We start from the raw sequence: 25,828 nt of genomic DNA on the forward strand, positions 1-25,828 counted from the left end.
CGCTCCCTTCCGGCTGGGCCCGCCGTCGGCGGACGCGGGGTCATCGGGCACCTTCCAGCTTCAGTTCGACCGCCCTGCGGCAGCGCACACCGTCGTCGAGGGGGATGAACCCGCTCTTGCAGTCGTCGACGGCGTAGGAGCAGCGGGGGTGGAACCGGCAGCCCTTCGGCCAGTCCCAGGCGGGCGGCACCCGGCCGGGGATGGTCGCGAGGGTCTCGCCGCTGTCCTCGCCGTGCGGCATGGCGGCCAGCAGCGCCTCGGTGTAGGGGTGCTTGGGCGAGGTGAACGCGCCCCTGACGTCGCGCACCTCCACCACCTGGCCGGCGTACATGACGCCGACGCGGTCGCACAGGTCGGCCACCACGCCGAGGTCGTGCGTGATCAGCAGCAGCGACATGTTGAGCCGGTCGCGCAGCCCCGCCAGCAGGTCGAGCACCTGGGCCTGGATCGTGACGTCCAGCGCGGTGGTCGGCTCGTCGGCGATGAGCAGCTCGGGGTCGCAGGCCAGAGCCCCGGCGATGACGACGCGCTGCGCCATGCCGCCGGAGAACTGGTGGGGGTAGTCCAGCATGCGCTTGCGCGGCGCCGGCACCCCGACGAGGGAGAGCAGCTCGATCGCGCGCTCCTCCGCCTGCGCCTTGGACAGGTCGCTGTGGGCCCGGATGGCGTCGGTGAGCTGCCGCCCCACGGTGTGCACCGGGGACAGGGCGGAGATCGGGTCCTGGAAGACCATGCCGATGCGGCGGCCGCGGATCTGGCGGAGCCGCTCGCCGCTGAGCGAGGTCAGCTCGGTGCCGTCGAGCGTGACCGAGCCGCCGGTGACGCCGACGCCCTTCGGCAGCAGGCCGAGGATGGCGGCGGCGCTGATCGACTTGCCGCAGCCGGACTCGCCGACCAGGCCGAACGTCTCACCCTTGCCGATGTGGAACGACACCTTGGAGACGAGTTCCGCGCCGGTGGCGGTGGAGACGGTGAGGTCCTTCACGGTGAGCAGCGCGTCCGCCGGGGCGGCCTCGGGGGCCGCGTGGCGGCCGGCGGCCTTCGCCGTGCCGTTCACGGCGCCGCCGGCGGCCGGGGCGTCGTCGCCTTCGACCGTCTTGGGGCGCTTGACCTTCTTGCCGCCGACGCCGCGCGGCGAGCTGGCGTCGCGCAGGCCGTCGCCGAGCAGGTTGAACACGAGCACGCTCAGCGTGATGGCGGCTCCGGGGAGGATCGCCAGCAGCGGCTGCTCGCTCACGTGCTGCCGGGAGGCGTCGAGCATGGAGCCCCAGCTCACCGCGGTGGCGTCGACGCCGATGCCGAGGAAGCTCAGCGTGGCCTCGATAAGCAGCGCCGTGCCGAGGGCGATGGACGCCTGCACGATCAGCGGCGGGGCGATGTTCGGCAGGACCTGCCGGAACATGATGGACGACGATCGCAGCCCCAGCACGCGGGCCGCGTCGACGTAGAGGCGTTCGCGTTCGGCGAGCACCACGGCCCTCGCGACCCGCATGAAGCTGACCGCGAAGATGATGCCGACGGCCAGCATCGCCTTGCCGAGGCCGTTGCCGATGACGGCGACCAGGGCGAGGGCGAGCAGCAGAGCCGGGATGGACTGCATGACGTCGGCGATGCGCATGCCGATCCGGTCCCACCAGCCGCCGCGGTAACCCACGAACAGGCCGAGGCTGACGCCGAGGACCAGACCGATGGCGACGCTCTGGGCCGAGGCGATGAGCGCCGTGCGGGTGCCGTAGAGCAGGCGGGAGAACGTGTCGCGGCCGAGGTCGTCGGTGCCGAGCAGGAACTCCGCGCCCGGCCCTTCGAACCTGTGCTGCACGTTGGGGTGCAGCGGGTCGTGCGGCGCGATCCAGGGCGCCGCCAGCGCCACGACCACCTGCAGCGCCAGGATGGCGAGACAGATGAGCGTGATGGGCTGGCGGATCGCCCGGTGGAACATCCCGGTCTTCTGCCGGGCGCTCGGGGCGTCGTCGGGTGCCTCGCCTCCCGCGGTGGCCGGGTCGGCGAGAGCGACGGGTTCCATGGTCACTGTGGCCTCACCTTCGGGTTGATCAGGCCGTACGCGATGTCGGCGGCGAGGTTGACCAGCAGCACGATGATCGCGACGACCACGATCGTGCCCTGGAGGACCGGGTAGTCGGCCCGCACGACGCTGTCCATGAGCAGTGTGCCGAGACCGGGGATGGCGAAGATGCGCTCGATGACGAAGCTGACCGCGACCAGCACCGACATCTGAATGGCGACGACCGCGAGGACCGGCACCATCGCGTTCTTGGTGGCGTAGCGCAGCACGATGGAGCCGCGCTTGACGCCCCTGGCGAGCAGGGTCTGCACGTAGGGCGAGTCGAGGGCCTCGATCATCGCGCTGCGCACCTGGCGGGCGATGACCGCCGCCGTGTGCACGCCGAGGGCGAGCGACGGCAGCACCAGACTTAGGAACCAGCCGACGGGGTCCTCGAACAGCGGCGTGTAGCCGATGACAGGGAACCAGCCGAGGTTCACCGCGAACACGAGCGCCAGCAGCAGCGCCAGCCAGAAGCTGGGCACGGCGAGGCCGGCGGCGACCACGATCGTCAGCATGCGGTCGGCCGCGGTGCCGGGGCGCAGCGCGCCGAGCACCCCGAGGGGGATGCCGACCACCAGGGCGACGCCCATGCCGGCGAGGGCCAGCGACAGCGTGATGCCGATGCCGTCGGCGATCGACTCGGAGACCGACAGGCTGGTGTAGAGCGAGGCGCCGAGGTCGCCCTGGAGCGCCGAGACCAGCCAGGAGACGTATTGCTCGGCGACGGGCCTGCCCAGGCCCAGTTGCTCGGCGAGCTGGGCCTTGGCCTCGGCCCCGGCCCCCTCGCCCAGGATCTGCGCCACCGGGTCGATCGGGGTGGCGTGGATGAGCAGGAACACGAAGACCGAGACCAGCAGAAGCGTGGGCAGGACCGAGAGCAGCCGTCCGGCGACGAACTTGATCACGCCGCCGGGACTTTCCTGAGGTGCGGTGGCATGGCGGGGTGCTCCTCTCCGAGCACGCGGGTGCGGACGCGCTGGATGGCGGCGCCCGCGTCGCCCGCGTCCAGGTCGGTGAGACGGCCGTCCTGCTTGCGCACGACGCCGCCGATGACCACGGTGTCCACGTCGGCGGGAGCCGTACGGAGCACAACGTGGTTGGCCGGGTCTCCGAGGGCCATGCCGTACGGGCCCGGGTCGACGATCACGAGGTCGGCCAGGTAGCCCGGGGCGAGCCGGCCGAGCTGATCGCCGAGGCCGACGTGCTGGGCGGCGTTGACGGTGGCGAACTCCAGCATCTTGCGGGGCTCGACCTGCGGCGCGCCGGGGCGGCGCACCAGCGGCCAGCGGTCGGCCTCCCGCTCCTCCTGCGCCTGCAGGTAGCGCATGATCGTGAAGGTGATCCGCATCTGGCCGAAGATGTCGACCTTGGTGCGGGCGGCGGTGTCCACGCCGAGGCTCGGCGTAGCGCCCGCCTTGAGGGCGCGGCCGATGACGGTCATGGAACGGCCGCCGACGAACTCCCCTTCCGGGGTGAAGGAGATGCCGCCGCCGCAGTCGGCCAGCAACTCCAGCTCGTCGTCGGCGGCGACATTGGCGTGCGCGGGCAGCAGGTCGCCGCCGAGCAGGCCGAGCCGGTGCAGCTCGCGGATCTGGCCGCCGGTGTTCTGGTGGAACGTCATGCGCAGGCCCAGCTCGCGGGCGAGCGCGACCTCCGCCTCGACCTGCTCGATCGGGCGGAACTCCATGGAGGACACCGCCATGCCGAGGCGCAGCAGCGACGAGGGGTCGCCGCCGAGCTCGGCGTGCAGGGAGCGCACCTTGTCGAGGCGCCACTGATGGTCGACGCTCAGCTCGTCGAAGCTGCCGAGCATGCCCATCGCGAACAGCGCCCGCTGGCCGTTGTCCCGGTGGGCCCTGATCGACTCGTCGGCGTGCTCGGGGGACATGGTGTTGTGGCAGAAGTTCAGCACGGTGGTGACACCGGCGTCGATCATCTCCACACCCGCCGCGAAGGTCGCGTCGTACATGTCCTTGGCGGTGAAGCTCTCGCGGAGGTTGAAGACGTTCTCGTAGTAGTCGGCGTTGCCCCACCCGTGGGCGTAGGCGCCCCTCAGGGGCGCCTGCCACGAGTGCATATGGGTGTCGAGCAGACCGGGGATCACGATCTTGCCGCGGGCGTCGATCTCCGTCGCGCCCTCGGCGGTGAGGTTCGCCCCGACCGCGGCGACGCGGTCTCCCTCAATGAGAACGTCACCCAGCACGTCCCCGAGGAGGGGATCCATAGTGATGACGAACCCGTTTTTGATCAAAAGGCGTTCAGGCACGGGTCACTCCCAGGGGTCGGGTGACGGTGGTGACGGGGAGGGCGTCGAACGGCTCGGCAGCGTGCACGACGCGTCCGCCCACGAAGGTCAGGACGGACTCGATGAGGGGGATGCGCTCCACCTCGACCTCGAAGTAGTCGTCGCTGAGCACGGCGATGTCCGCGAGCATGCCCGGCTCCAGCCGGCCGCGCTCGTCCTCCTCGAAGCTGAACCACGCGCCGGACGCCGTGTAGCCGCGCAGCGCCTCCTCCCTGGACAGGAGGTTGTGCCCCGCCAGCGTCTCCCTGCCGTGCACGGTGCGCCCGGTGAGGAACCATGCGAGCGTCGTGAACGGGTTGTAGGACGCGACGCGCATGGCGTCGGAGCCGAGGCCCACCCGCATGCCGAGGTCGAGCATCTTGCGGAACGGCGGAGCCTCCGCGACGACCTCCTCGCCCCAGATCTCCAGCGCGTCCTCACCCTGGAAGCGGAACAGCCCCTGGGCGAGCACACCGCCGCCGAGCGCCTGCAAACGCTCCAGATCGATCGGCTTGAGGGGCTCGGCGTGCACGAGCGACCAGCGCAGCCCGCTGATGTCGAACTCGGCGTGCACCTTCTCCCAGGCCGTGAGGATCGCGTCGATCGTCTCGTGCTGGTGGGCGTGGGCGTGGATGGTCCAGCGGTTCTTGGCGAGGTCGCGGAACATCTCCAGGAACTGGCTCTGCGCCTCCGCGCCGACGTCGGCCGGCTGGCCGATCTTGTCGAGCGACCGGTAGAGGATCAGCTCGCCCGCGCCGAGCACACGCAGCATGCCGTCGCCGAGGTCCAGCGGGGTGAACCGCTGGTAGCCCGCCATCTCCTCGAACTCGCGGCCCGCCGCCGACGCGTGCAGCGTGAGGCGGGTGCGCACGGTGAGCTCACCGCGGCGCCACGTCTCGTACATCGCACGGTAGGTGTCGGGGCCGCTGTTCATGCCGCCGCCGTCGATCGCGCCGGTGATGCCGAGCCGGTTGAGCTCGCGCGACATGGCGGCGGTCGAGGCCACCTGCTCCTCGAAGGTGGGGGCCGGCATGCGGCTGTAGAACCACTTCATCATCTCGGTGCCGCTGACCTTGCCGGTCAGCTCCCCGTCGGCGCCGGTCTCGAAGTGCTCGGCGCCGAGCTCGGCGACGAGGCCGGCGTTCACGTCGATCGCCTGCATGGCCGCCGTGTTGAGGACCGCCCAGTCGTACAGGAACTGCACGTAGACGGGGTTGTCCGGGGCGACCGCGTCGAGCTCCTCACGCGTCGGGCCGCGCCCCTCGGGGAACTGGCCGGGGTGCCAGCCGCCGATGGTCCTGATCCACGCACCGGGCGGGAGCGACTCGGCGCGGCGGCCGATGGCCGCGAGGGCGGAGGCGAGCGTCGGCTCGTTCTCCCACCGCACCTCGTCGTTCCAGGTACGGCCGGCCCGCATGATGTGCACGTGCGAGTCGATCAGGCCGGGGATGACCCGGCGCCCCGCGAGGTCGACCACCTGGGTGGCCGGGCCGGCCAGCTTCCCGATCTCCTCGCTCGTGCCGATAGCCGCGACGCGGTCACCGGCGATCGCGAGGGCCTCCGACTCGGCGGTCGTGTCATAACCCGCCATCGTCGTGATGCGGCCGTTGACCAGGATCAGGTCGGGTGTGCTGTGCTTTTCGCGGGGTTGGGCCATGGGGATCTCCGTAGTGGCGTTCTTTCCGGGGGCGGGCTTGGGGTGTGAGAGTGGTGTCCGCTGTTCGCGGTCACTCCTTGACCCGGGCTTCCTTGTAGCGGAAGACGGCGACATCGTTGTTGGTGGAGACGATGTTTTCGACCTTCTTGGAGTCGTATGCCCAGAAGCCGGTGTAGCTGAAGTAGCCGCAGTCGAGCGCCTCGTCATTGACGATCTTGGTGACCTCGCGCCAGGCGGCGTCCCTGGCGTCCGGGGTCTTGGCGTCGAGGCCCTTCTCGATGGCGGCGGTGATCTCCGGGTATTCGATCTTGAGCGGGTTGCCGGAGGCGTCGGGGGCGAACTTCTTCGTGTAGTACTCGTAGGCGCCGGCGCGAGAGCCGTCCGAGAGGATCGCGACCGGATACTTGCCGCTCTGGTAAGTGCTCAGGAACTGCGGGAAGTTCGGCAGCTCGACCGTGACGTCGATGCCGATCTCCTTGAGCTGACTGCGGAACAGCTCGGCGATCGGCCGCTGGGTGTCCCAGCTGATCAGGGTGAAGGCGACCTTGGGGTTGCCGAGCTCCTGCATGAGCTGCTTGGCCTTCGCCACGTCGTACGGGTAGCCCTTGACGTCGGGGTTGAAGCCGGCCTGGCCTTCCGTGAAGCGCTGAAGCTGGGTCTGCCCCTTGCCGCCGAGCGCGGCGTCGATGTAGTCCTTCGTGTTCAGCGCGTAGCACATGGCCTGGCGCAGCTTCTTGTCCTTGAGCGTGTTCTTCGTGTCGAACATCTGGACGTGCCAGAGCACCGACGGGAAGTTCTCGGACTTGAAGCCCTCACGCTCGGCCTTGGCGGCCAGCGCGGGCGTGGTCCAGACGACGTCGAACTGGCCGGTGCGCATGGCGTTGTACAGGCTGTCGGCGTCGTTGATGTAGGTGACCTCGACGTTGCGCGGCCCGACGCTGTTCGGGTCGTAGTACTTGTCGAAGAACTTCAGGGAGACCTTGAGGCCCCTGACCGTACCCGCCGTGTCGACCTTCCAGGGCCCGGTGCCGCTGGGCGTGGTCTTGTAGCTGCCGTCGTCCAGGGCCTTCGGCGAGACGATGTAGGTGCCGAGCCGGGCGAGGTCGGACACCAGGCTCGGAGCGGGCCGCTTGAGCTTGATGACCACCTCGGTGGGGCTCTTGGCGGTGATGCTCTCGACTTCCTTCATGCTGCCCTGGTAGGAGCTCGGCGTCTTCCGGACCCGCTCCAGGTTCTTGACGACGGCGTCGGCGTTGAACGGCGTGCCGTCGTGGAAGACGACGTTCTCGCGGAGGGTGAAGCTCAGCTCCTCGTCGCTCTCCTTCCAGCTCGTCGCCAGTTGCGGCTGGATCGTGAAGCCGTCCTTGGCCAGCGACAGGAGGCTCTCGTAGACGAGGGCGGTGTACGTCGCGTTCTGCTTGGTGATGGTCTCCCAGTCGTCGAGACGCTGGTTCGTCCCGAAGTTGAGCGTCCCACTGGGACCGGAGACGGAGCCGCCGGCGGATCCCGCCGAGGTCTTCTCCTCGTCTCCGCTGCCTCCGCTGCCTCCGCTGCCTCCGCATGCGGCCAGGACAGCAGCAGCGAGCAGGCCGCCCAGCCCGGTGGTCAAGGCCCGGCGGGCACCGCCGACCCGCCGTGAGGGGTGTGAAATGTTCTTGTTGTGCACGGTGTGAAACCTCCGCAGTGCCGTGGACCCGAGTGTGACCGCGGCAACACTCTGTGCGTTATGATGAACATATGTGCAGTGAGACTGTCAACGGTTCCTGCAGATTACGTCATCATCTTGCACAAAACGTAACGTTTGGTGTTCTCTATAGACGCAGGTCAGCACAGTTTGCCCGTGTACAGTGCGATCATTGTTCAACGCCGCACGATCGTCGTTCACCGTGTACACAGGTCACGAGGGGGCTTCAATGAACTCTCCCAAGCCCGGTGCCAGCCCCGGGCTCGGTGCCAGGCTACGAAAGATACGGACAGAGCGTCGACTCTCGCTCCGTGAACTCGGTCAGCGCGCCGGATGCTCCGCCAGCCTCATCTCGCAGGTCGAACGCGGGCAGAGCGCACCCTCGGCGGGCGTGATCTACGCACTCGCCAACGAACTACAGATCTCCCTCGACTACCTGTTCGGCGTCGCCGACGCCGAACCCGCGACCGTGCCGATGCACGAGGCTCCCGCCGTACCCTGGGGCGAGTTCCCGCGCTTCGCGGCAAACCACACCGTGCACCACCCCAGCGCGGCAAACCACACAGCGCACCACCAGAGCGCGTCAAACCACTCCGCAGGAAACGGACCGGTGCCACCCCCCCCGGACCAGGCCGCCGAAGGCCCCCTGCTCACCGAGGCCCCGCGGCCGGAGGCCCCCGCGGGCCCCGCCCTGCCCCCGGCGGTGCCGGACATCCTGCAGCGCCAGGCCACCCGCCGCACCATCGACCTGGCCAGCGGGGTGCGCTGGGAGCGGCTCACCCCGCAGGCCGACGGCAGGGTCGACTTCCTCGAAGTCGTCTACGCGCCCTTCGGGCGCTCCACCGAGTCGCACACGATGATCAGGCACGAGGGGCGTGAATATCAGCTTGTCCTGGAGGGCACCCTCCACGCCGACATCGGCTTCGAGACCTACGTCCTCGAAGCGGGCGACTCCCTGGCCTTCGACCCGTCAACCCCCCACCAATTCCGCAACATGACCGATCGCACGGTCAGGGCCGTGTCGGTCGTGGTCCACCGGGCCGACTGACACCGCTCCCTCGGGGCCACCGGCCGCCCGGCTCACGTGCCGGACCGGTGGCCGGGCCCGTTACCAGACGAGCCGCAGCGCCCCCGGCGCCCGGTGGATCAGCGTCGGCACCATGGCGACGGGCGCGACGGGGTCCAGGCGCAGCCCCGGCAGGCGTGCCGCCAGCGTCTCCAGCGTGATCTTCACCTGCTCCCTGGCCAGATGCGATCCCGGGCACCCGTGCACACCGTGCCCGAAGGCGAGATGACGCGCCGGAGGCCGGGTGATGTCGAACGCGTCGGGCCGCTCATAACGCGCCCCGTCCCGGTTCGCCGAGCCGAACGCCACCAGCACATGCGTCCCCGCCGGCAGCGTCGTGCCCGCCAGCGCTACCGTCCGGGTGGTAATGCGGCGGAACGCCTGCACCGCCGCGTCGTAACGCGCCGCCTCCTCCACCGCCGACGGGATCAGCTCCGGCGACGCGCACACCGCCTCCCACTGGTCCCGGTGGTTCAGCAGGTGCAGCAGCGTGGTGCCGATGAGCGCCGTCGAGGTCAGATGCCCTGCGATCAGCAGATTTTGCAAGTTGGACACGATCTCGCCGCGCTGCTCCAGGGTGAGCTCCCCCGTGCCGGGCGCGAGCCCCAGCACCATCTCGGTGCACAGGTCCTCCCCCGGGCTCGCCCTCCGGGCACGCGCGTAGCGGTCCAGCATGTGCTGCAGATCCACCACGTCGCGCGCCGCCGCCACCTTCTCCTCGTCGGTCAGCGCGCGAAACAGCAGCGCCTCCGCCTGATAGCTGCCGTGTACGGCGAAGGCCACATCACTGGGGTCGAACCCGATCAGCCGCCCGATCACCTCCCCCGGCAGCCTGCGCGCGTAACTCGCCATCAGCTCGACCCGGCCGTCCGCCGCGAAGGCGCCGACCAGCGCCTCGGCCCTCGCACGGATGAACGGGATGATCTCGGCGACCCGGCCCGAGGACAGGCCCCTGTTGAGCGGCCGGCGGTAACGTTTGTGGGCCTCGCCGTCGGCGGTCACCACGGTCGAGCCGCCGCCGATCCCCCGGGCCAGCTCGGCGAGCACGGCGGCGGAGGGGTGCACGTCGGCGAGCAGGGCGTTGGCCGAGGAGAAGTCCTCCGGCCTGCGCAACACCTCCCGCACGTCGGCGTGCCTGCTGACCAGCCAGGCGTCGACCTCGGGGAGGTAGGTCAGGCCCTCGGCCTCGCGGGCGCGGGCGTAGTGGGGGTAGGGGTTCGTGTACAGATCGACATACGGTGCGTCCAAAGCATCATCGGTCACGATATTTCCTCTCAGACACCCGCATACTTGATCTTCACCAACATGGTGACAGTTCGGGGTTGGGCTCGCAGCCGCTCCTATCAGGTCGGGAGATTCCCGCTGTCCCGCCTGCCGTCGGCCCCGCGGCCCGGTTCACAGCCCATGTGCACAAGAGCATGTACACGCGATGTGTGCCGTTGTGCACGGCACTGCACACGGGTGGCGCTACCGTCGTCCTCACTGCCCGGCAGAGCAAATCGTGAAATGGCAAATTGCGAGATTCTTTAACTCGCAAGACTGTTGGGTAGAGTGTTGCTCTGTCGGCGGATAGCGGTTTGCGCGGGCGGCGGCACCTCGGGCCCGATGGCCACTCTGATGGCCACCGAGGGCGGCCCGGCAGGCGGCAGCCAGACGGCAATGCACAGGAGCGCTCCGGTTGCGCCGGTCGCGCGTGGGGATGGGCCGGGCACGGCCCAGACGAAGGAGTGGAGTCCATGGGGCGAGGCCGAGCCAAGGCGAAGCAAACGAGGGTGGCTCGCAAGCTCAAATATGACAGCCATGTCATAGATCTCGATTCGCTCCGTCAGGAGCTCAACGTAGACGTAGCCGAGGACTCCGAGCCGGACGACGACGTCCAGGCACCGGTTGACAGACAGGAAGGCCGATAACCCACCTGTGTTCCGCGGACCCCTCCGTCGTCTCCGGGCCGCCGCCTGGCACACGGAGGGTCCGCAGGGACGCCGAAGGCCAGGAGCCTCCGGGATTCACCCCGTCCCATCGGGGCATGGAAAGGAGATCGTATTGACCACGCCGCTCTACCAGTTGAAGGCCGAGTTCTTCAAAACGCTCGGCCACCCCGCGCGCATACGGGTGCTGGAGTTGCTGAGCGAGCGTGATCACTCGGTCTCGGAGCTGCTCCCCGAGGTGGGCATCGAGGCCGCCCACCTCTCCCAGCAACTGGCGCTGCTGCGCCGGTCGAACCTCGTGGTGTCCCGCAAAGAGGGCTCCACCGTGCATTACTCCCTGACCAGCCCGCTGGTGGCCGATCTGCTGGACATGGCCCGGCAGATCCTCACCGAGATGTTGTCGGGCCAGGCGGAGATGCTGCACGACCTGCGGGCGACCCCCCGCGCCACCTCGGCTCGCCACTAGCGAACCGCACTACTCTTGATCATCGAGGGGGACCTCCAACCGCGAGGCCTCCGCCGTACTCCTGCGCGGGGAGACGGGCCGGTGTGAAGAGGCGGCACTCACCCCCGGCCCTCGCCGGCCTCGCCCTCATCACCCGCGTCGTCCCCGTCCTTCTCGTCGTCCCCGTCCTCCTCGCTGAGCACGACCGAGGCGAGGTTCAGCACGTCCGGCACGACGTCCGGGGTGACGCGGACGAGCAGGGCGAGGTTCGGCAGGATGGTCACAGGACGCGAGCCCGCGGCGTCGAAGGCGGCCATGAAACGCCAGCCCACTAGGCCGGCCACCTCGGCCCGCACCTCGGGCCGCACCCAGGCGGTCGCGACGAGGGCGAACAGCGCCGCCTCGCTGATCCAGTCCTCGGGCCCGAAGGCGAGATCGACGAGCACCTCCCGCCGGGTCGAGCTCTCCCACGGCTCCTCGGGCCGGAGGTGGGCGATGCCGAGGCAGGCCCACGCCTGCACCGCGCGGATCCACGTCGGCCACCCGACCGGCTCCACATAGGGCGACTCCGGCGGATGCACGAGCACACCCAGAAGGTCCGCGAGGCCGGCGTCGGCGAGTGCGGCGGCGTGGTTGTAGGCGGCGGGCAGGTGAGGCCACCGCTGTTCGGCCAGCCGCGCCACCGCGTCGCTCACGTCCGGCGCGGGCGGGCCGGCCATGGGGTGGGCCACATTGCCGGTGTAGCTCCACACGCGCCGGGTGACGTTCTTCACCGGCCCGTGGAAGTAGACCTCGGGCACGGTGAGCCGCGGGTCGGGGTCGAGCACGGCGTCGACCTCCACCTCGAGCCGGGGCAGGGCGCGGCGCACGGCGAGCAGCGCGCTCGGCGGCTCCAGCACCGATAAGGACACGGTATCGGTCCAGGTGGCGGTGTCGACCCCCTGCTCCACCACCCTGAACATCAACGCGGTCAGCGCCTCGCCGGGCGCGGGCAGCGGCCCCAGCCAGAAGGACCGGCGCGAGCACATGGCCAGCACGTCGCCGGCGTGCCGGTTGCCGGGGTTCCTGCGCAGATAGTCGGCCAGTGCGACGAGGTGGCGCAGATCCTGGTCCATGCCGTACCTCAGGCTGCACGCCGTGGGGAACGCGCTCTCATGCTCGGGCTCGACGGCGAGCGCCCGCTCGACCCACGCCAGCGCGTCCTCGTGCCTGCCGCTGAGCTCCAGCAGCTCGGCGATGTCGGTGAACAGCGCATAGTTGTCGGGCTGGTGCGTGAGCGCCTGCACCATGGCGCGCTCGGCGCTGTCCCACTCCCCCAGGTTGCGATAGGCATAACCGAGCGCGAGCGACGCCTCGAACGACGGCCGCATCCGCTCCGACCGCAGCGCCAGCTCGACCGCCTCCTTGGGCTCCCCCACCCGCCGCGCGAGCAGCGACGCCACCCAGAGCACCGTCGCACTGTCCGGGTGCGCCGCGGCCGCCTCGCGCATCAGCGCCATGTACGGCATGAGCGCCGGCCTGCCTTCCTCCCGGACCGGGTCGGCGAGTGCCGGGAGAAGCCCGCTGATCGCGAGGCACAGGTGATCCGGTGCGATCTTCGTCGCCAGCTCGGCGTCGAGAACCCACGGCACGTGCGCGAACCGGGCGGCGGGCTCGTGCCGCTGGGCCTGCACCAGCAGGTCGAGCGCGTCGGAGTGCCGGCCCAGCGAGGCGAGCACGTGGGCGCGGGCGACGACCGTGCCGAGGAAGGTGCGCTCCTCCAGCGCGAAGAGCTCCAGCCCGCCGTCCGGGTGGGAGGCGAGCAGGGCGAGCAGTTCGTGCGCCTCGGGAAGTGTCGGCTCGTGCAGCAGGGCGTCGGCGACGTGCTGGGCGGCGTGCGCGAGGTCTCCGCTGTCGAGGGCGAGCAGAGCCATGCTCACCTCCCCTTCGGCCTCCAGGCGGGGATCGTCGACGCCCTCGTGCGCATGTGCCATCGGACACTCCAGGTAGATCGCAACTACGATCTTCCACGATCCCACAGCGGACTCGCCGCCAGACGTGAAACAACCGGGTACACCCTCGCAATCGCGGGTGTACCCGGTGTTTCCCGGGATCGGACCGGGTTGTGGAGCGGCTGCCGGGTGGCGGGGGGCATGGGCTCCGCCGGCCGTGAGGCGGGTCCTTCCCGGGGGTCGCGCCCTGCCCTCCGGCTTTGAGATCGGGGCCCTCCGGCTTTGAGATCGGGCCGAGGATCCCTCCGCCGCCTTCCCGAGCCCGGATGGCCCGGCCCGGTGACTAGGAGACGCGGGGCAGGGACCGGCTGTTGAACAAATGGGTCGCCTTGCCGTCCACGACCGTGAACACCACAGGACGGTCACTCTCGACGTCGAGGAAGACGTGATCGTGGACGTGCACGTAGCGGGACGTCGACGGCTCCATCCCCAACTTGGCGGCCAGCTCGCCCGGAGTGAGCGTCACCTTGAGCGCGCCGCCGTCGCCGACGATGTCGTAGCGCATGGCCGGGCTCTCGAAGCCACCGACATAGGGCGCGGTGTCGACCGACTGCGGGTCCGCCGGCGGCACCAGGCGAGCCGGCGGCGTCAGTTTCGCGATCCCGGCGATCAGGTCCCGCATGTCGGCGAAGACCTTCCCGGCGTCCTCACTGTTGACGGCCAGCGCCATGACCACACCGGTCTCAGGGGCGATCCACCAGGTGGTGGCGTTCCCGGTGGTGCCGCCGTCGTGCCCGTAGGCCCCGCCGCCCCACCCGAGGAGCCCGATCCCGAGCCCCCACTGAGCGTCGAGCCCCGGCAGCGGCGGCACGTCGACGTTCGGCGTGAGCATGGCGCGGACCGACTCCTCCGACAACACCCGGGTGCCGTCCTCGGCGACGCCGCCCGCCATCAGCATCCGCCCGAACCGCACGAGCTCCCGCGGAGCCAGGCACAACGTCGACCCCGCCGGCGCGTTACTGCGCGGCGCGAGCCACGGCCGGAGCACCTTGTTGCCCTCCGGCGTCCTGCCGTGCCCGGCCGCCGCGCGGAACAACACCGTCTCCTCCGGCAGCAGGCCGATGTGCGTGCACCCGAGCGGAGTGGCGAGATACTTGCGCATGGCCTCCTCCCAGGTGCAGCCGCGCAATCTGGCGACGATCGCGCCAAGCACCACATAGCCCGAGTTGCAGTAGGAGAACGCGGTGCCCGGCGGGTCGATCTGCTTGAGATCTCCGAGCGACTTCACATAGAGATCGACAGAGTCGTCCCCCCGCCCGGTGTCGGTGAAGATGTCACCGTCGAACCCACCGGTGTGCGTGAGCAGGTGCCGTACGGTGACCCGCGCGGCGGCCTCCTCGTCACCGAGCACGAACTCGGGAAGGTAGGCGCGCACCGGCTGATCGAGGTCGAGCAGCCCTTCGTCGACGAGCTGCATGATGAGCACGGACGTCCACACCTTGGTGGTGGAACCGACCTGGTGAAGAGCGTCGACGGTGGCCTCCACCCCGGTCTCGACGTTCAACACCCCGGTGGCCGCCTCCAGCGTCTCGCCACCGGCGTAGACGGCGATAGACGCGGCCGGCACGCCGTGCGCGGCGACGGATGTCTCCAAGGCCTTAAGCAGCTCATCGCGTGTCATTCACCGATCTCCTCACACCCATGCGCCTCCGCCTGCCCCTCGCCCGCCCGGCGCGGTAAAGCAGCGGAGAACTTCTAACGTGTGCTGCACGTTATCCGCGCCCATTCAACCCGGACAATGGACGATCCCCCAAATGCACCGCCCACTTTCGTCCACCCGGACATGCCCCCACCACTCTGCCCCACAGGCTCCTCAGCATGCCGCCGCCGCTCGGCGGAGCAGGGGTTCGGCGGTCGCACGCAGTTCGTCGCTGAACGGCGCGGGCCGCAGTGTGGCCGGGTCCAGATTGACGTTGACGCGATAGCCCTCGGCGTGCACCACCGCGCGATCGGCCGACAGCACGCGGAAGCCGTAGACGCCGCTGGTGCGGCCCATGCGCTCGATCCAGAAGTGCACTAGCGCCGCGCCCGCCCCCGCGATGGGCACGTTGTAGGTCACCTTGAACTCGCGCACGGCCAGGAACACGTCCTTGAACGCCGACCCGGCCGGATCCGGAGCCCAGCCCAGGCGCTGCCAGTAGGCCCCGATCGCCCGCTCGACCAGCAAGGCGTACCGGGAGTTGTGCAGCAGACCCATGGCGTCGAGATCGTCGAAATACACCTGGACCGGTTCGTGCACGCCGTCTTCACTCATGATCAATCCTCCGGGAGAAGCGTCGGGTCGGGACATAGCGCGCGCAGGCGTTGCAGTACGGCGCGGCGAGCGTGCACAAGGGAGGCCGGCCCGTCGGCCAGGCGGGAGTGGATGATCACCATCTCCCCGAGGGCGTCGATCTCGTAGGCGAGCTGGGCCACCTCCACGCTCTCGGCGAGCTCGCCCAGAGCCATGGCCTCCGCCACCTGCCGCCGGATGAACTCCTGCCACTCGCGCATGGCGCGCGCGACGCGATCGCGCAACGTCCCGGGCCGGTCGTCGACCTCGGCCTGAACGGCGAAGAAGAAGCACCCCCCGGGAAGCACGCCCTCGCCGTAGAACCTCAGCCGCGCCTCGTGCAGCGCGAACAGCCGCCGCACCCCGGCCGGGGCCTGCATAGCGGGCACCACCACCCGCTCGGTCCACTGACGACTGGCCCACTCCACGGCATCGAGCTGTAGTTGCTCCTTGTCACGCCAGTGGGCAAAAAATCCGGACTTGCTGGTGCCGGTCGCCGCCGCCAGTCGCCCCAGGGAGAGTCCGTCCAACCCTTCGACGGAGGCCAGGCCCACCGCTTGTTCGAGGATCGCCTCGCGGCTGCGCAACCCGCGCAGCCGCCGACCGTCTTGTGTCATGGACGCAAACTACATTAACGACCGATCGTTTGTATAGTTGCCCAAGCCGAAACACGTGTGACCGCGAACCGCCCAAGGCCGGTCCGCGGTCACATGCAGGAAGAGGAAAGGGTCAGACCCGGGGCAGCGACCGAGTGTTGAACAGGTGGGTGGCGCGGTCTCCGTCCATGAGGAACTTCGCCACCTCGTACATCCCCTCACGAGCGGTGTCGCAGATGAACGAGTGGTCACCGCGCCACACGAAGCGGCGGACCTCGGAGGCACCCCCCATGTCCGCGCCGATGCCAAGGGGCGTGGTGGTCACCTTGAGGAAACCGTTGTCGTCCTCAAAGTCGTAGCGCCCCATCGAGCACTCGTAGCGGCCGATATACGGCGTCGTGTCGACCGGCTGGGGGTCGGCCGGAGGGACGGCGGCGGGCTCGGGTTCGAGGCCGGCCTCGCGGGCGATGGGGTCGAGGACGTCCTCGATCATGCCCATGAGGTTGCCGCCGTTGGCGTTGAGGGCCGCGACGACTCCGGTCTCGGGGGCGACCCACCAGATGGTGGACTGCCCGGGGGTGCCGCCGCTGTGCCCGAAGGCGCCGGCGCCGAGGCCCATGATGATGAAGCCGAGGCCCCAGTGGCCGGAGAACATTGGGTAGTCGGGGATGGGGAACTGCGGGGTGATCATCGCCCGCACCGACTCCTCCGACAGGATGCGGGTGCCGTCCTCGGCCACGCCGCCCGCGAGGATCATCCGGCCGAAGCGGACGAGTTCCCGCGGCGCGAGCGACATGATGGATCCGGCCGGGCCGAGGCTGCGGGGGAACATCCACATCTTGGACACGACCTGCTCGGAACCGCCGGGCGGGGTCACGTGACCGGCCGCGGCGCGGAACAGCACGGCCTCCTCGGGATAGAGCGCCGCCTGGGTGCACCCGAGCGGGTCGAGGAGGCGCTCGCGCAGCACCTGCTCGTAGACCGCGCCCCGCAGTTTCGCCACCAGGGCGCCGAGGACGACGTATCCGGAGTTGCAGTAGGCCAGCGCGGTGCCGGGCGGGGTGACCTGAGGGGCGTCCTTCATCGTGCCCAGGTAGATCGTGACGCAGTCGTCGCCACGCCCGGTGTCGGTGAAGATGTCCCCGTCGAAGCCGGGGGTGTGGGTCAGCAGATGCCGTACGGTGATCGCCTTGGCCGCCTCCTCGTCCGCCAGCACGAACTCCGGCAGATAGGTGCGCACGGGGGCGTCGAGGTCGACCAGCCCCTCGTCCACGAGCTGCATGACCAGCGCCGCCGTCCACACCTTCGAGGTGGACCCCACCTGGTAGACGCTGTCGGGCGTCGCCTCCACCCCCGTGTCCACGTTCAACACGCCGGTGGCGGCCTCAAGCAGCTCGTCACCCGTCCAGACGGCGACCGCCGCGCCCGGCACGCCCCTGGCGCGGGCCGAGGCGTCCAGGCTCTTCTGCAGATCTTCGAGGTTCATCGGGGACATCCCTTCGATCAGTGTGGGTCAGGCTCGGGGAAGCGTGCGGCCGTTGAACAGGTGGACGGCTCTGCCGTTCTCCACCTCGAAGCCGACGACGGCGTGGCGGCCGGCGAACTTGTCGACGGCGATGAAGTGGTGCTCGCTCAGCGGCACGTAGCGCACGGTGTCGCGGGTCATGCCGAGTTCGGCGGCGAGGGGGCCGGGCACGGTCGTCACGTCGAGGTGGCCGCCGGCGTCGGCGACCTCCAGGCTGAACAGCGGCCCTTCGAAGTTTCCAAGGTAGGGGGCGGTGTCCACCGGCGCCGGCTCGGCCGGCGGCACAGGACGGCGCGGGACGTCGAGGCCGGCGACGTCGCGGGCGATCGCGTGCACCAGGTCCTCGTGCAGGCCGGGCACGTCGCCGCCGTTGGCGTTGAGGGCGAAGACGACTCCGCGTTCCGGCGCGATCCACCACTCGGTGGTCTGCCCGATGGTGCCGCCGTCGTGTCCGAAGGCTCCGCGGCCCCACCCCATGAGGTGGAACCCGAGTCCCCAGTGCCCGCCCAGCCCGGGGAAGTCGGGCACCTTGACCTGCGGGGTCAGCATCGCCCGCACCGACTCCTCCGACAACACGCGTGTGCCGTCCTCGGCCACCCCGCCCGCCAGGATCATCCGGCCGAAGCGCACAAGTTCACGCGGGGCCAGGCCGAGCACGCCGCCCGCGGGACCGCTGCTGCGGGGCAGCTGCCAGGTGCCCGCCACCACGGCACCGGACCCGTCGGGCGCGGGCACATGCCCGGCGGACGCCCGGAACAGCACGGCCTCCTCGGGATAGAGGGACGCGTGCGTGCACCCGAGGGGCGTGAGCAGATGTTTCCGCAGCGCCTCCTCCCAGACCATCCCGCGCAGATTCGCCACGAGTGCACCGAGCACGTTGAACCCGGCGTTGCAGTACGACAGCGTGGCGCCCGGCGGGGTGATCTGCTTGGCGTCCTTCAGCACCGCGAGGTAAAGGTCGACGCAGTCGTCGCCACGCCCGGTGTCGAGAAAGATGTCCCCGTCGAAGCCGGGGGTGTGCGTCAGCAGGTGCCGTACGGTGACCCGCGCCGCAGCCTCCTCATCGGCCAGCACGAACCCCGGCACATGGGTGCGCACAGGGGCGTCGAGGTCGACCAGCCCCTCCTCCACGAGTTGCATCACCAGCGCCGCCGTCCACACCTTCGTGGTCGACCCCACCTGGTAGACACTGTCGGCGGTCGCCTCCACCCCGGTGTTCAGGTTGAGCACACCGGCGGCTGCCTCGTGCAGCGTGCCACCGTCCCAGACGGCGACCGCCGCCCCCGGCACTCCCCGGGCGCGGATCACCTCTTCGAGATTCTTCTGCAGGTTGTCGAGCGTCATGGGGTGGTTCCTCCTGCGGGGCCGGTGGGAGCATGCCCGGAGCTATAACGTACCCTGCACGTTATGCTGACCGGGATGGCGGCGCTACGGTCGATCCACCGAAGGACGGGTCGCCTTTTGTGTAAGGAGACAATGCGCATGCCCCCTCAGAAACGCACGCGGGTACGGCGTGGCACCCTTAACCGCGACCTCATCGTCGACGCGGCGATCGGCGTGCTCGACCGCGACGGCGTCGAAGGGTTCACCATGCGCGCCGTCGCCGCCGCCCTGGGCGCCCAGCAGATGTCGATCTACAACTACGTGACCGGCAAGGACGACCTGCTCAAGGCCGCCTCCATGCACCTCCACACCTCCGTGAAGCCGCCGCCGTCCGACAGCTCCTCCATCGAGGACTTCATCGGCGTCTACCGTGAGTTGTGGGTGTTGCTGAAGTCCCACCCGTGGCTGGTGCATGTGGCGGTCCCGCCGGACAGCAAGGAGTTCCTCCAATTGGTGGAGCCGACCTACCGGGTGCTCTTCCGGCTGGGGTTGTCCGCGCGGGAGGCCGCCGTCTTCGTCACCGCCGTCAGCAACCTCGTCGTCGGATGCGCCGCGCACTATGCGGCGATGCAGCAGAGCGCCGCAGGCGAGGATGAGCGCATCGCCGCAGACCACGCGGCCATCGCCGCCCTCCCGGAGAAGGAATATCCGGCACTGCAACGCCTCGTCGAGGAGCTACCCGCGGTGACGCCCGAGGCGGCACTGGAACACGGCTTCGCCGCACTGGTGAGCAGCCTGGGACTCCCACGCGAGCGCAACCCCTGAGGCGCTTGTCGCCGCACGTCCGGTTCCAACCCGCTGCTCCCGGCGGCCAGGGCGGCATCGCGGCCTTCTACGCTTCCACCGTGAAGGGCTCGTCCATCACCAAGGCCGAACCGACCTACGCGAACTGACCGGAGCAGCAACCGTTCACGACTTCCGCGGGAGAGCCCCCGCCCGAGAAGTTCGACAGGTCAGAAGTGGTCGAGCAGCTCTGTGAAGGCGGCGATGTGGAGCACTCCCGCGTCGGTGAGGTCGAGCTCGTCGTGCTCCAGCGCCCATGTGTGGGTGTGCGGGATGAAGACGGCGTTCATCCCCGCCCGCCGCGCCGGAAGGATGTCCGACTTGGGGGAGTTGCCGATCATCCAGGTCGTGGTGGGCACGAGGGCCTGGTCGGCGGCGAGCCGGAGGTAGGTGGCCACGTCCTTCTCCGGCACGATGTGCACGCTGCGGAAGTGGTGCGCGAGGTTGGACGCCTCCAGCTTGCGCTGCTGCTCGGCGACCTCCCCCTTGGTCAGCAGCAGCATGTCGTGCCGCCCGCCGAGGTCGGCGAGGGTGTCGGCCACGCCCGGCACCAGCTCGACCTCGCCGCGGTGTGAGAGCGCGAGCGCGAGCTCGTCGATGTGACTCCGCTCGGCCGGGGAGGCGGGCCTGCCGCGCAGCCGCTCGAAGCAGTCGCGCAGGCTGCGGATGAACACCAGCGTGCCGTAGCCGTGGACCGCGATGTTGGCCCGCTCGATGTCGTCGAGCACGGCACGGCGGGCGGGCATGGTGAGGTCGGGACGGCCGACCCACTCCAGGAAGGCGTCGATGATCCGCTCGAAGATGATGTTGTTCTCCCACAGCGTGTCATCCGCGTCGAAGATCAACACTTGCCTGCCGCGTCTCATCGCGCTCATGGAACCCCCTTGTCGCCGCGACGAGATTACGGAGCAACCGGAGTCCCGCGCCACCGAATTTTCGCACGACGGCCGGCGAGCGTGAGCGCCCCTTGACTGAACGCGAGACGGGCATCTACCTGAGGAAGCGGTGTCGCTGAACGTAAGCCGGGCTACTTGCGAGACCCCCGGCGCTGGAGGTGGTCCAGCATCACCTCGTGGTGGCGGAGCACCGCCTCGAGTGCCGCCTCCTCGTCGCCCTGCTCCAGCGCCTGCATGATCGGCTCATGGATGGCGATCAGCTTGGCCGCCGCGCTGGGCTTGAGCCAGGCCGGCACCTTCTCACTCTGGATCCACGGGTCGTATTCATAACGGATGACCGCCGTGTGCACACTCTCGTAGATCGAGGCCAGGAAGGGGTTGCCCGAGCGCCGCACGACGGTCGCGTGGAACACCGTGTCGGCGGCGATCCACGCCGACGCGCTGCCCGCCCCGTCCTTGAGCCGCTCGAAGGCCGCCCGCACCTCGGTCAGGTCGCCGCCGGCGCCGCGGCGCACCGCCTCCTGCACGCCGATGGTCTCGAGCCACAGCCGCAGCTCGGCGAGCTCGGCCACCGACTCCTTGTCGAGCTCCAGCATCAGGCTCACCGACGCCGTCATACTGCGGTCGGGCCGGTGCACCACATAGGCCCCGGAACCCGGCCGGATCTCCACCAGCCCCATGAGTGACAGAGTGCGCAGGGCCTGGCTCACCGTGGGGCGGCTCGCCCCGAACCGCACCGCGAGGTCGCGTTCTGAGGGCAGCCGGGTGTTCTCCGCGAGATCCTCGCTCACGATGAAATCACGGATCTGCTCGGCCACGAGCTCCGAAAGGCGGCTGACCGCCACGGGGCGGACGGGCCCGAGGTCGACGGGACCCGACCGGCCACTGCCGGCGGCCGAGCCCTTGGCTGCCATCATCGTCGAACGCTCCTCCGTTGTGAGATCCACCGGCGAGTCTAGGCCGTCCGGTGCCGTCACGTCCCGGCGCGGCAAGACTAAGGCGGCGGTCCCGCGCCGGCTGTGCCGTACGCATGGGACCGCCGCCCCTAAAAGCATGGAAAATCCGGCTTTGAAACCTCTAGACCCCGGTGGAGGCCACCGCCGGTATCTGGTCGGAGGTGAGGCGGCGGGCGTGGGCGAGGGCGGAGGGAGTGTCGGCGAAGACCAGGCCGTCGCGGCGAAGGTGCTCGGCCACGCCGAGAGCTTCGAGCACCTTGCCGTGGCCGGGCAGTACGCCCGTCAGGAGCACGGTGATGCCGCGCTCCTCCAGCTGCGTGATCACGTCTCCGAGCACGCCCGCCCCCGTCGTGTCGACCGTGGTCACGTGCGACATGCGCAGGACGACCACCTGCACGTCGGTGACGCGCGACAACGCCAGCAGGAAGCGGTGGGCCGCGGCGAAGAAGAGCGGCCCCTCGAAGCGGTAGACCACGATGCGCTCGTCGTCCCCGAGCTCCTCGGCGGGCAGCGGCACCCGGCCCACCTGCACGGTGCGGGCGACCGCGCGCACCGCGAGCACGACGGCGACACCGATGCCGACGAGCACCGCGGTGGTGAGGTCGAGGGCGACGGTGACCACGAAGGTGAGGCCCATGACCGCCCCGTCGCTCCTGGTGGCGCGGGCGATCGCGCGCAGCGAGGGGATCTGCACCATGCGCACGGTCGTGCCGAGCAGCACCCCGGCGAGTGCCGCCAGCGGGATGCGCGACACCAGGGGCGCCAGGAGGAACACGATCACCGCGAGCACCAGCGCGTGGACCAGGGCCGACAGCCGCGACCGGGCTCCGGCGCGGACGTTGACGGCGGTCCGGGCGATGGCCGCGGTCGCCGGCACCCCGCCGAACAGCGGCGTCACGAGGTTGGCTATCCCCTGCCCGAACAGCTCCCGGTTGGGCTCATGGCGCTCCCCGCCTCTCATCTGGTCGGCGACCGAGGCGCAGAGCAGGCTCTCCAGCGCGGCCAGCATGGCGACGGCGAGGGCGGACGGCAAAAGTACGGCGATCGCCGCGGTGTCCAGGAAGTCCAGCGAGGGCATGGGCAGCGTGGCGGGAAGTGCGCCGATCCGCGTCACAGGCAGCGTCAGCAGCTCGGCCGCCACCGTGGCCAGCGCCACGCCGATCAGGGAGAACGGCACACCAGGCCGCCACCTCATGCCCGTCAGCATGAACACCGCGACCAGCACGGCGACCACCGGCGCGGCCCACTGGGGGTCGCGGGCGAAGGCCATCGCGGCGTCGGCGGCGATCGCCCAGACCCGCTCGCCGTCCACACCGGTGACGCCGAGGGCCGCCGGCACCTGCTGCAGGGCGATCACGACGGCGATGCCGGCGGTGAAGCCCTCGATCACCGGCGTCGGCATGAAGGCGGCGAACCGCCCCACCCTGGCCAGCGCAAGCACGACCAGCAGCACTCCGGCGAGGAGGCCGACCAGCAGCACCCCGTTGACGCCGAACTGCGCCGTGATCGGCACCAGCACGACGGTCATCGCCCCGGTGGGGCCCGACACCTGCAGGTTGCTCCCGCCGAACACGGCGGCGAGCGCCCCGGCCACGATCGCCGTGACCAGGCCCGCCGACGCGCCCGCGCCGGAACTCACCCCGAACGCGAGCGCCAGCGGCAGCGCCACCACCGCGACGGTGATGCCGGCCAGGAGGTCCCGCCGCGGATCCCGGCGATAAGCCGTCCAATCCGCCTTGCCGGGCAGCAGGCCGCTGAAAAGGGCCGTGAGCCTCACCCGGAGCTGCATAATCGCAAGGGCAGTGGTCACCCCGGAATCTCCCCTCAGTCATGTCTGCGGTGTCAGGGCTGGTGGGCATGCTTGAAGCGGGCATGCTTGAAGCACGCTTGGACCTGACGAAGTGGACACGTCGCTTGAACCGCGCATTCCACATGAACCAGCGATACACCGAATCATGTGACTAAGTGTGACCGCTTGATTACCTACAGTACAGTCCCCCGGCATGCCTCCGGAGCGGAATTCCCCTAGACCTCAGGCGTCACAGCTCCACGCGGATGCGCCGGCCGGTTATCTGTGTGTGGGTCACTTTGACGAACAACTGCCGGTCGCCGCCCGCCCACGGCCGCACTCCCAGCCCCAGCACCGCCTCGCGCTCGCTGTCTGTGACAAGGTGCGCCCCGCCCCGCACGAGCACGCTCCACCCTTCGCGGTTCACGTCGTCGATCCGGTCGACCTCGAAGGCGACCTTGAACTCCAGCCCCTCCACCCCCGTGCGCAGTCCCCGGTCCAGCGGCCCTCCGAGCGCGGTGCGGAAGTAGACGGCCTCTTCGTGCAGCACGTAGTTCACCGGCAGCACGGAGGGCCCGTCCTGGTCGTTGAACCCCACCCGCCCCACGCCGCCGGGCGAGATCAGCCGCAGGCACTCCCGCACATCCAGTTTGTCCAGTACGGCCACCCCCGCGGATTCGCCACCGGTGTGCCCTGGCGGCGAATCGGCCCGGCAGCCGAGCAGGTCGTCCACACTCGTCGCCAGGGCCGTGGCGAGCCGCCGCAACGTGTCCCCGCCCGGATGCGCGGCGCGCTCCTCCAGGTAGGCCAGATAGCCCGGGTCCATCTCGGTGCGCTCGGCCAGCTCCTTCCGGCTGAGCCCGATGTCCTCCCGGCGCCGGGCGAGCCGCCGCCCAAGATCACTTCGTTCGCCCATGGGAACCCCTCCGCGGTCCTCCCGCCGTGTCCGCGCGCTGTCGCCGACTCCGCCCGGAAGGCCTCATCTCTCCCGTGAGCCCCCCGACCCGAATCATTCTCGGACTTCCCCCGACTCTCCTCCGCTAATCCCCCATAGGCGCCTAGAGCGGGCATTGTTCCCTATACCTCAGTGCGGTGTGCGGGTGGCGGCCAGCGCCGCCGCGATCCGCTGCATGTCGGTGTCGTCGGTCGGATCAAGCCCCGTCAGCTGGGCCACCCGGCGCAGCCGGTAATCCACCGTGTTGGGGTGCACATGAAGCGCCCTGGCCGTCAGTTTGCGGGCCCGGCCGTGCCGCAGATGCGTCTCCAGCGTGGCCAGCAGATCGGGATGCCCGTCCAGCGGCGCGATGAGCGCGGCCAGCCCTGGGGTGGCCGCCGTCAACCGGGTCAGCTGATATTCCACCAGGATGTCGGCCAGGCGATAGAGTCCCGGCCCGCGGCCGAACCAGCGGACCACGTCGAGGATCTCCCTGGTCTGCCGCACCTGCTCGGGCACCTCCCCCGGCGCCGCCTGCCCGGCCGCCGCGGTCACCGCCGTGCGCCCCACCTCCGACAACCTGGCGACGAGCCCCTCGACCTCCTCCCACGACCCCGGCCACGGCACGAGCACCGTGCCGCCCGCCCCGTCGATGAGCGTCAGCGCGGGCCCCTCGCCGAAGGTGTTCAGCTCCCTGACCATGCGGTGTACGGCGAGAGCCGTGCTCTCCTCCATCGACAACGTCATGACCAGGTAACTCGACGCCAGCCTCACTCCGGCCCGGGCCGCCAGCCCTTCCACCGGCTCCCCGCTCATGAGCGCCGACGCCAGCCGGTAGCGCATGTCCTGGTCCTCGGCGCGCTCATCGGAGTAGGCCGTCACGACCACCTCGGTCACGCGGTGCAGATAGGCCAGCACGAGCTCCGTGCACGCCAGCACATCAGGCAGATCCCCCGGCTCGGCCCGCGCCGTCATCATGCGCCAGATCTCGGCGAAGGCCAGATGGTAGACGTCCATCAGCGTGGTGGGCGGCATGCCCTCCTCCGCGCCCCGCACGGCCATCTCAAGCATGCGCCGCTGCGGCGCCGCCGGCACCTCACGGCGTCTCAGCACCTCGGCGAGAGCGCCCAGGTTGTCCTCCACCACGGCGGTCAGGTCGAACGGCAGCCACCGGTGCCCGTCGGCCGCCAGGGCCATCCGCTGGGTGACATCGGTGGCGAGCCGGGTGCGCTCTCGCAGCAGCCACCGGTGCGCGGGGATCCCGCCGATCACCAGGGGGTTGGAATTCGTCACGGCAACCTCGGATTGATTGTGCGGGTTCTCCGCTGGATTCCCAGGTCAGACGATCCAATCATGCTGCTTGCGGCGGGTGCCAGGCTCGGATTGCAGGTTATTGGACCCCGGAGATCCACACGCGATCGTTGCCCGGCGGCAGCCGCACGGCAGAGCACAACTCGCGCCGGCGCCCGGGACGCGGGCGGGTCGGAGCTTTGCCGTACCGCACGCACAACTCGCGCCGGCGCCCCGGACGCGGGCAGGGCGCAGGCTTTTCAGGCGGCAGCCGTACGGCAGAG

21 protein-coding genes are annotated in these 25,828 nt (G+C 69.9%); 4 read left to right on the forward strand and 17 right to left on the reverse strand.

The genetic code is table 11. The features are described from left to right. Nucleotides 1-40 precede the first annotated feature (40 nt). The 5 genes from Ssi02_RS30490 to Ssi02_RS30510 form a co-directional block, all read right to left on the reverse strand. A complete protein-coding gene (locus Ssi02_RS30490) occupies nucleotides 41-2,023 on the reverse strand; it encodes a dipeptide/oligopeptide/nickel ABC transporter permease/ATP-binding protein (RefSeq protein ID WP_239130126.1) in 1,983 nt (660 codons plus the stop codon). 2 nt (nucleotides 2,024-2,025) lie between these two features. Further along, entirely contained in the window at nucleotides 2,026-2,970 is a 945-nt protein-coding gene (locus tag Ssi02_RS30495) for an ABC transporter permease (RefSeq protein ID WP_204031021.1), read from the reverse strand. Next, complete coding sequence (locus Ssi02_RS30500) at nucleotides 2,967-4,331, reverse strand: amidohydrolase family protein (protein WP_204031022.1); 1,365 nt, start codon at nucleotides 4,329-4,331, stop codon at nucleotides 2,967-2,969. The genes Ssi02_RS30495 and Ssi02_RS30500 overlap by 4 nt, the downstream gene beginning before the upstream one ends. Next, nucleotides 4,324-6,006: an amidohydrolase gene (locus Ssi02_RS30505; protein WP_204031023.1), complete on the reverse strand. Its 1,683-nt coding sequence runs from the start codon at nucleotides 6,004-6,006 to the stop codon at nucleotides 4,324-4,326. Before Ssi02_RS30505 ends, Ssi02_RS30500 begins: the two co-directional genes overlap by 8 nt. A gap of 70 nt (nucleotides 6,007-6,076) precedes the next feature. Further along, on the reverse strand, nucleotides 6,077-7,672 hold the full coding sequence (locus Ssi02_RS30510; protein ID WP_204031024.1) for an ABC transporter substrate-binding protein: 1,596 nt from the start codon (nucleotides 7,670-7,672) through the stop codon (nucleotides 6,077-6,079). Nucleotides 7,673-7,919: 247 nt separating this feature from the next. On the opposite strand from Ssi02_RS30510, the gene Ssi02_RS30515 reads away from it, so the two are divergent. After that, nucleotides 7,920-8,738, forward strand: coding sequence for a helix-turn-helix domain-containing protein (locus tag Ssi02_RS30515; protein ID WP_204031025.1), 819 nt, complete (start codon nucleotides 7,920-7,922; stop codon nucleotides 8,736-8,738). Between the two features lie 60 nt (nucleotides 8,739-8,798). On the opposite strand, the gene Ssi02_RS30520 is transcribed toward Ssi02_RS30515, so the two are convergent. Further along, nucleotides 8,799-10,019, reverse strand: coding sequence for a cytochrome P450 (locus Ssi02_RS30520; RefSeq protein WP_204031026.1), 1,221 nt, complete (start codon nucleotides 10,017-10,019; stop codon nucleotides 8,799-8,801). Between the two features lie 473 nt (nucleotides 10,020-10,492). Here Ssi02_RS30520 and Ssi02_RS30525 point away from each other — a divergent pair, with 473 nt between their 5' ends. Then, nucleotides 10,493-10,666: a DUF3073 family protein gene (locus tag Ssi02_RS30525; protein WP_204031027.1), complete on the forward strand. Its 174-nt coding sequence runs from the start codon at nucleotides 10,493-10,495 to the stop codon at nucleotides 10,664-10,666. Nucleotides 10,667-10,799: 133 nt separating this feature from the next. Continuing rightward, nucleotides 10,800-11,150, forward strand: a complete 351-nt coding sequence (locus tag Ssi02_RS30530) for an ArsR/SmtB family transcription factor (RefSeq protein ID WP_204031028.1) — start codon at nucleotides 10,800-10,802, stop codon at nucleotides 11,148-11,150. A 98-nt stretch (nucleotides 11,151-11,248) separates the two neighbouring features. Here Ssi02_RS30530 and Ssi02_RS30535 read toward each other — a convergent pair whose 3' ends face one another. The 6 genes from Ssi02_RS30535 to Ssi02_RS30560 all read right to left on the reverse strand — a co-directional run bounded on the left by Ssi02_RS30535 (nucleotide 11,249) and on the right by Ssi02_RS30560 (nucleotide 18,857). Then, nucleotides 11,249-13,102: a tetratricopeptide repeat protein gene (locus Ssi02_RS30535; protein ID WP_204031029.1), complete on the reverse strand. Its 1,854-nt coding sequence runs from the start codon at nucleotides 13,100-13,102 to the stop codon at nucleotides 11,249-11,251. Between the two features lie 301 nt (nucleotides 13,103-13,403). Then, the gene (locus tag Ssi02_RS30540; protein ID WP_204031030.1) at nucleotides 13,404-14,741 is read right to left on the reverse strand and encodes a serine hydrolase domain-containing protein; all 1,338 of its coding nucleotides are present in this window, start codon (nucleotides 14,739-14,741) and stop codon (nucleotides 13,404-13,406) included. A 192-nt stretch (nucleotides 14,742-14,933) separates the two neighbouring features. Then, a complete protein-coding gene (locus Ssi02_RS30545; RefSeq protein WP_204031031.1) occupies nucleotides 14,934-15,374 on the reverse strand; it encodes an acyl-CoA thioesterase in 441 nt (146 codons plus the stop codon). Between the two features lie 2 nt (nucleotides 15,375-15,376). Next, nucleotides 15,377-16,009 carry a TetR/AcrR family transcriptional regulator gene (locus tag Ssi02_RS30550; RefSeq protein WP_204031032.1) on the reverse strand — a complete coding sequence of 211 codons (633 nt, stop codon included), beginning with the start codon at nucleotides 16,007-16,009 and terminating at the stop codon, nucleotides 15,377-15,379. Nucleotides 16,010-16,121: 112 nt separating this feature from the next. Beyond that, entirely contained in the window at nucleotides 16,122-17,474 is a 1,353-nt protein-coding gene (locus tag Ssi02_RS30555; protein ID WP_204031033.1) for a serine hydrolase domain-containing protein, read from the reverse strand. A 27-nt stretch (nucleotides 17,475-17,501) separates the two neighbouring features. Further along, a complete protein-coding gene (locus tag Ssi02_RS30560; protein ID WP_204031034.1) occupies nucleotides 17,502-18,857 on the reverse strand; it encodes a serine hydrolase domain-containing protein in 1,356 nt (451 codons plus the stop codon). Nucleotides 18,858-18,995: 138 nt separating this feature from the next. Between Ssi02_RS30560 and Ssi02_RS30565 the strand changes: the two genes are divergently transcribed. Next, entirely contained in the window at nucleotides 18,996-19,661 is a 666-nt protein-coding gene (locus Ssi02_RS30565) for a TetR/AcrR family transcriptional regulator (RefSeq protein ID WP_204031035.1), read from the forward strand. A gap of 188 nt (nucleotides 19,662-19,849) precedes the next feature. Here Ssi02_RS30565 and Ssi02_RS30570 read toward each other — a convergent pair whose 3' ends face one another. The 5 genes from Ssi02_RS30570 to Ssi02_RS30590 form a co-directional block, all read right to left on the reverse strand. Then, complete coding sequence (locus Ssi02_RS30570; RefSeq protein ID WP_239130105.1) at nucleotides 19,850-20,554, reverse strand: HAD family hydrolase; 705 nt, start codon at nucleotides 20,552-20,554, stop codon at nucleotides 19,850-19,852. 152 nt (nucleotides 20,555-20,706) lie between these two features. Continuing rightward, complete coding sequence (locus Ssi02_RS30575) at nucleotides 20,707-21,492, reverse strand: FadR/GntR family transcriptional regulator (protein WP_204031036.1); 786 nt, start codon at nucleotides 21,490-21,492, stop codon at nucleotides 20,707-20,709. Between the two features lie 160 nt (nucleotides 21,493-21,652). Next, entirely contained in the window at nucleotides 21,653-23,320 is a 1,668-nt protein-coding gene (locus Ssi02_RS30580) for a SulP family inorganic anion transporter (RefSeq protein ID WP_204031094.1), read from the reverse strand. Between the two features lie 250 nt (nucleotides 23,321-23,570). Next, nucleotides 23,571-24,236 carry a helix-turn-helix domain-containing protein gene (locus Ssi02_RS30585; RefSeq protein ID WP_204031037.1) on the reverse strand — a complete coding sequence of 222 codons (666 nt, stop codon included), beginning with the start codon at nucleotides 24,234-24,236 and terminating at the stop codon, nucleotides 23,571-23,573. 168 nt (nucleotides 24,237-24,404) lie between these two features. Further along, on the reverse strand, nucleotides 24,405-25,547 hold the full coding sequence (locus tag Ssi02_RS30590) for a PucR family transcriptional regulator (RefSeq protein ID WP_204031038.1): 1,143 nt from the start codon (nucleotides 25,545-25,547) through the stop codon (nucleotides 24,405-24,407). Between the last annotated feature and the right edge of the window lie 281 nt (nucleotides 25,548-25,828).

The sequence above is a fragment of the Sinosporangium siamense genome (assembly GCF_016863435.1).
GTDB classification, from domain to species: domain Bacteria; phylum Actinomycetota; class Actinomycetes; order Streptosporangiales; family Streptosporangiaceae; genus Sinosporangium; species Sinosporangium siamense.

Bases quoted from the DNA above. Each gene is read 5' to 3' on its own strand.
- Ssi02_RS30490 (WP_239130126.1), bottom strand. From the start codon at position 2,023: ATGGAACCCGTCGCTCTCGCCGACCCGGCCACCGCGGGAGGCGAGGCA.
- Ssi02_RS30505 (WP_204031023.1), bottom strand. From the start codon at position 6,006: ATGGCCCAACCCCGCGAAAAGCACAGCACACCCGACCTGATCCTGGTC.
- Ssi02_RS30515 (WP_204031025.1), top strand. From the start codon at position 7,920: ATGAACTCTCCCAAGCCCGGTGCCAGCCCCGGGCTCGGTGCCAGGCTA.
- Ssi02_RS30525 (WP_204031027.1), top strand. From the start codon at position 10,493: ATGGGGCGAGGCCGAGCCAAGGCGAAGCAAACGAGGGTGGCTCGCAAG.
- Ssi02_RS30535 (WP_204031029.1), bottom strand. From the start codon at position 13,102: ATGGCACATGCGCACGAGGGCGTCGACGATCCCCGCCTGGAGGCCGAA.
- Ssi02_RS30540 (WP_204031030.1), bottom strand. From the start codon at position 14,741: ATGACACGCGATGAGCTGCTTAAGGCCTTGGAGACATCCGTCGCCGCG.
- Ssi02_RS30545 (WP_204031031.1), bottom strand. From the start codon at position 15,374: ATGAGTGAAGACGGCGTGCACGAACCGGTCCAGGTGTATTTCGACGAT.
- Ssi02_RS30550 (WP_204031032.1), bottom strand. From the start codon at position 16,009: ATGACACAAGACGGTCGGCGGCTGCGCGGGTTGCGCAGCCGCGAGGCG.
- Ssi02_RS30555 (WP_204031033.1), bottom strand. From the start codon at position 17,474: ATGAACCTCGAAGATCTGCAGAAGAGCCTGGACGCCTCGGCCCGCGCC.
- Ssi02_RS30560 (WP_204031034.1), bottom strand. From the start codon at position 18,857: ATGACGCTCGACAACCTGCAGAAGAATCTCGAAGAGGTGATCCGCGCC.
- Ssi02_RS30565 (WP_204031035.1), top strand. From the start codon at position 18,996: ATGCCCCCTCAGAAACGCACGCGGGTACGGCGTGGCACCCTTAACCGC.
- Ssi02_RS30570 (WP_239130105.1), bottom strand. From the start codon at position 20,554: ATGAGCGCGATGAGACGCGGCAGGCAAGTGTTGATCTTCGACGCGGAT.
- Ssi02_RS30575 (WP_204031036.1), bottom strand. From the start codon at position 21,492: ATGATGGCAGCCAAGGGCTCGGCCGCCGGCAGTGGCCGGTCGGGTCCC.
- Ssi02_RS30580 (WP_204031094.1), bottom strand. From the start codon at position 23,320: ATGCAGCTCCGGGTGAGGCTCACGGCCCTTTTCAGCGGCCTGCTGCCC.
- Ssi02_RS30585 (WP_204031037.1), bottom strand. From the start codon at position 24,236: ATGGGCGAACGAAGTGATCTTGGGCGGCGGCTCGCCCGGCGCCGGGAG.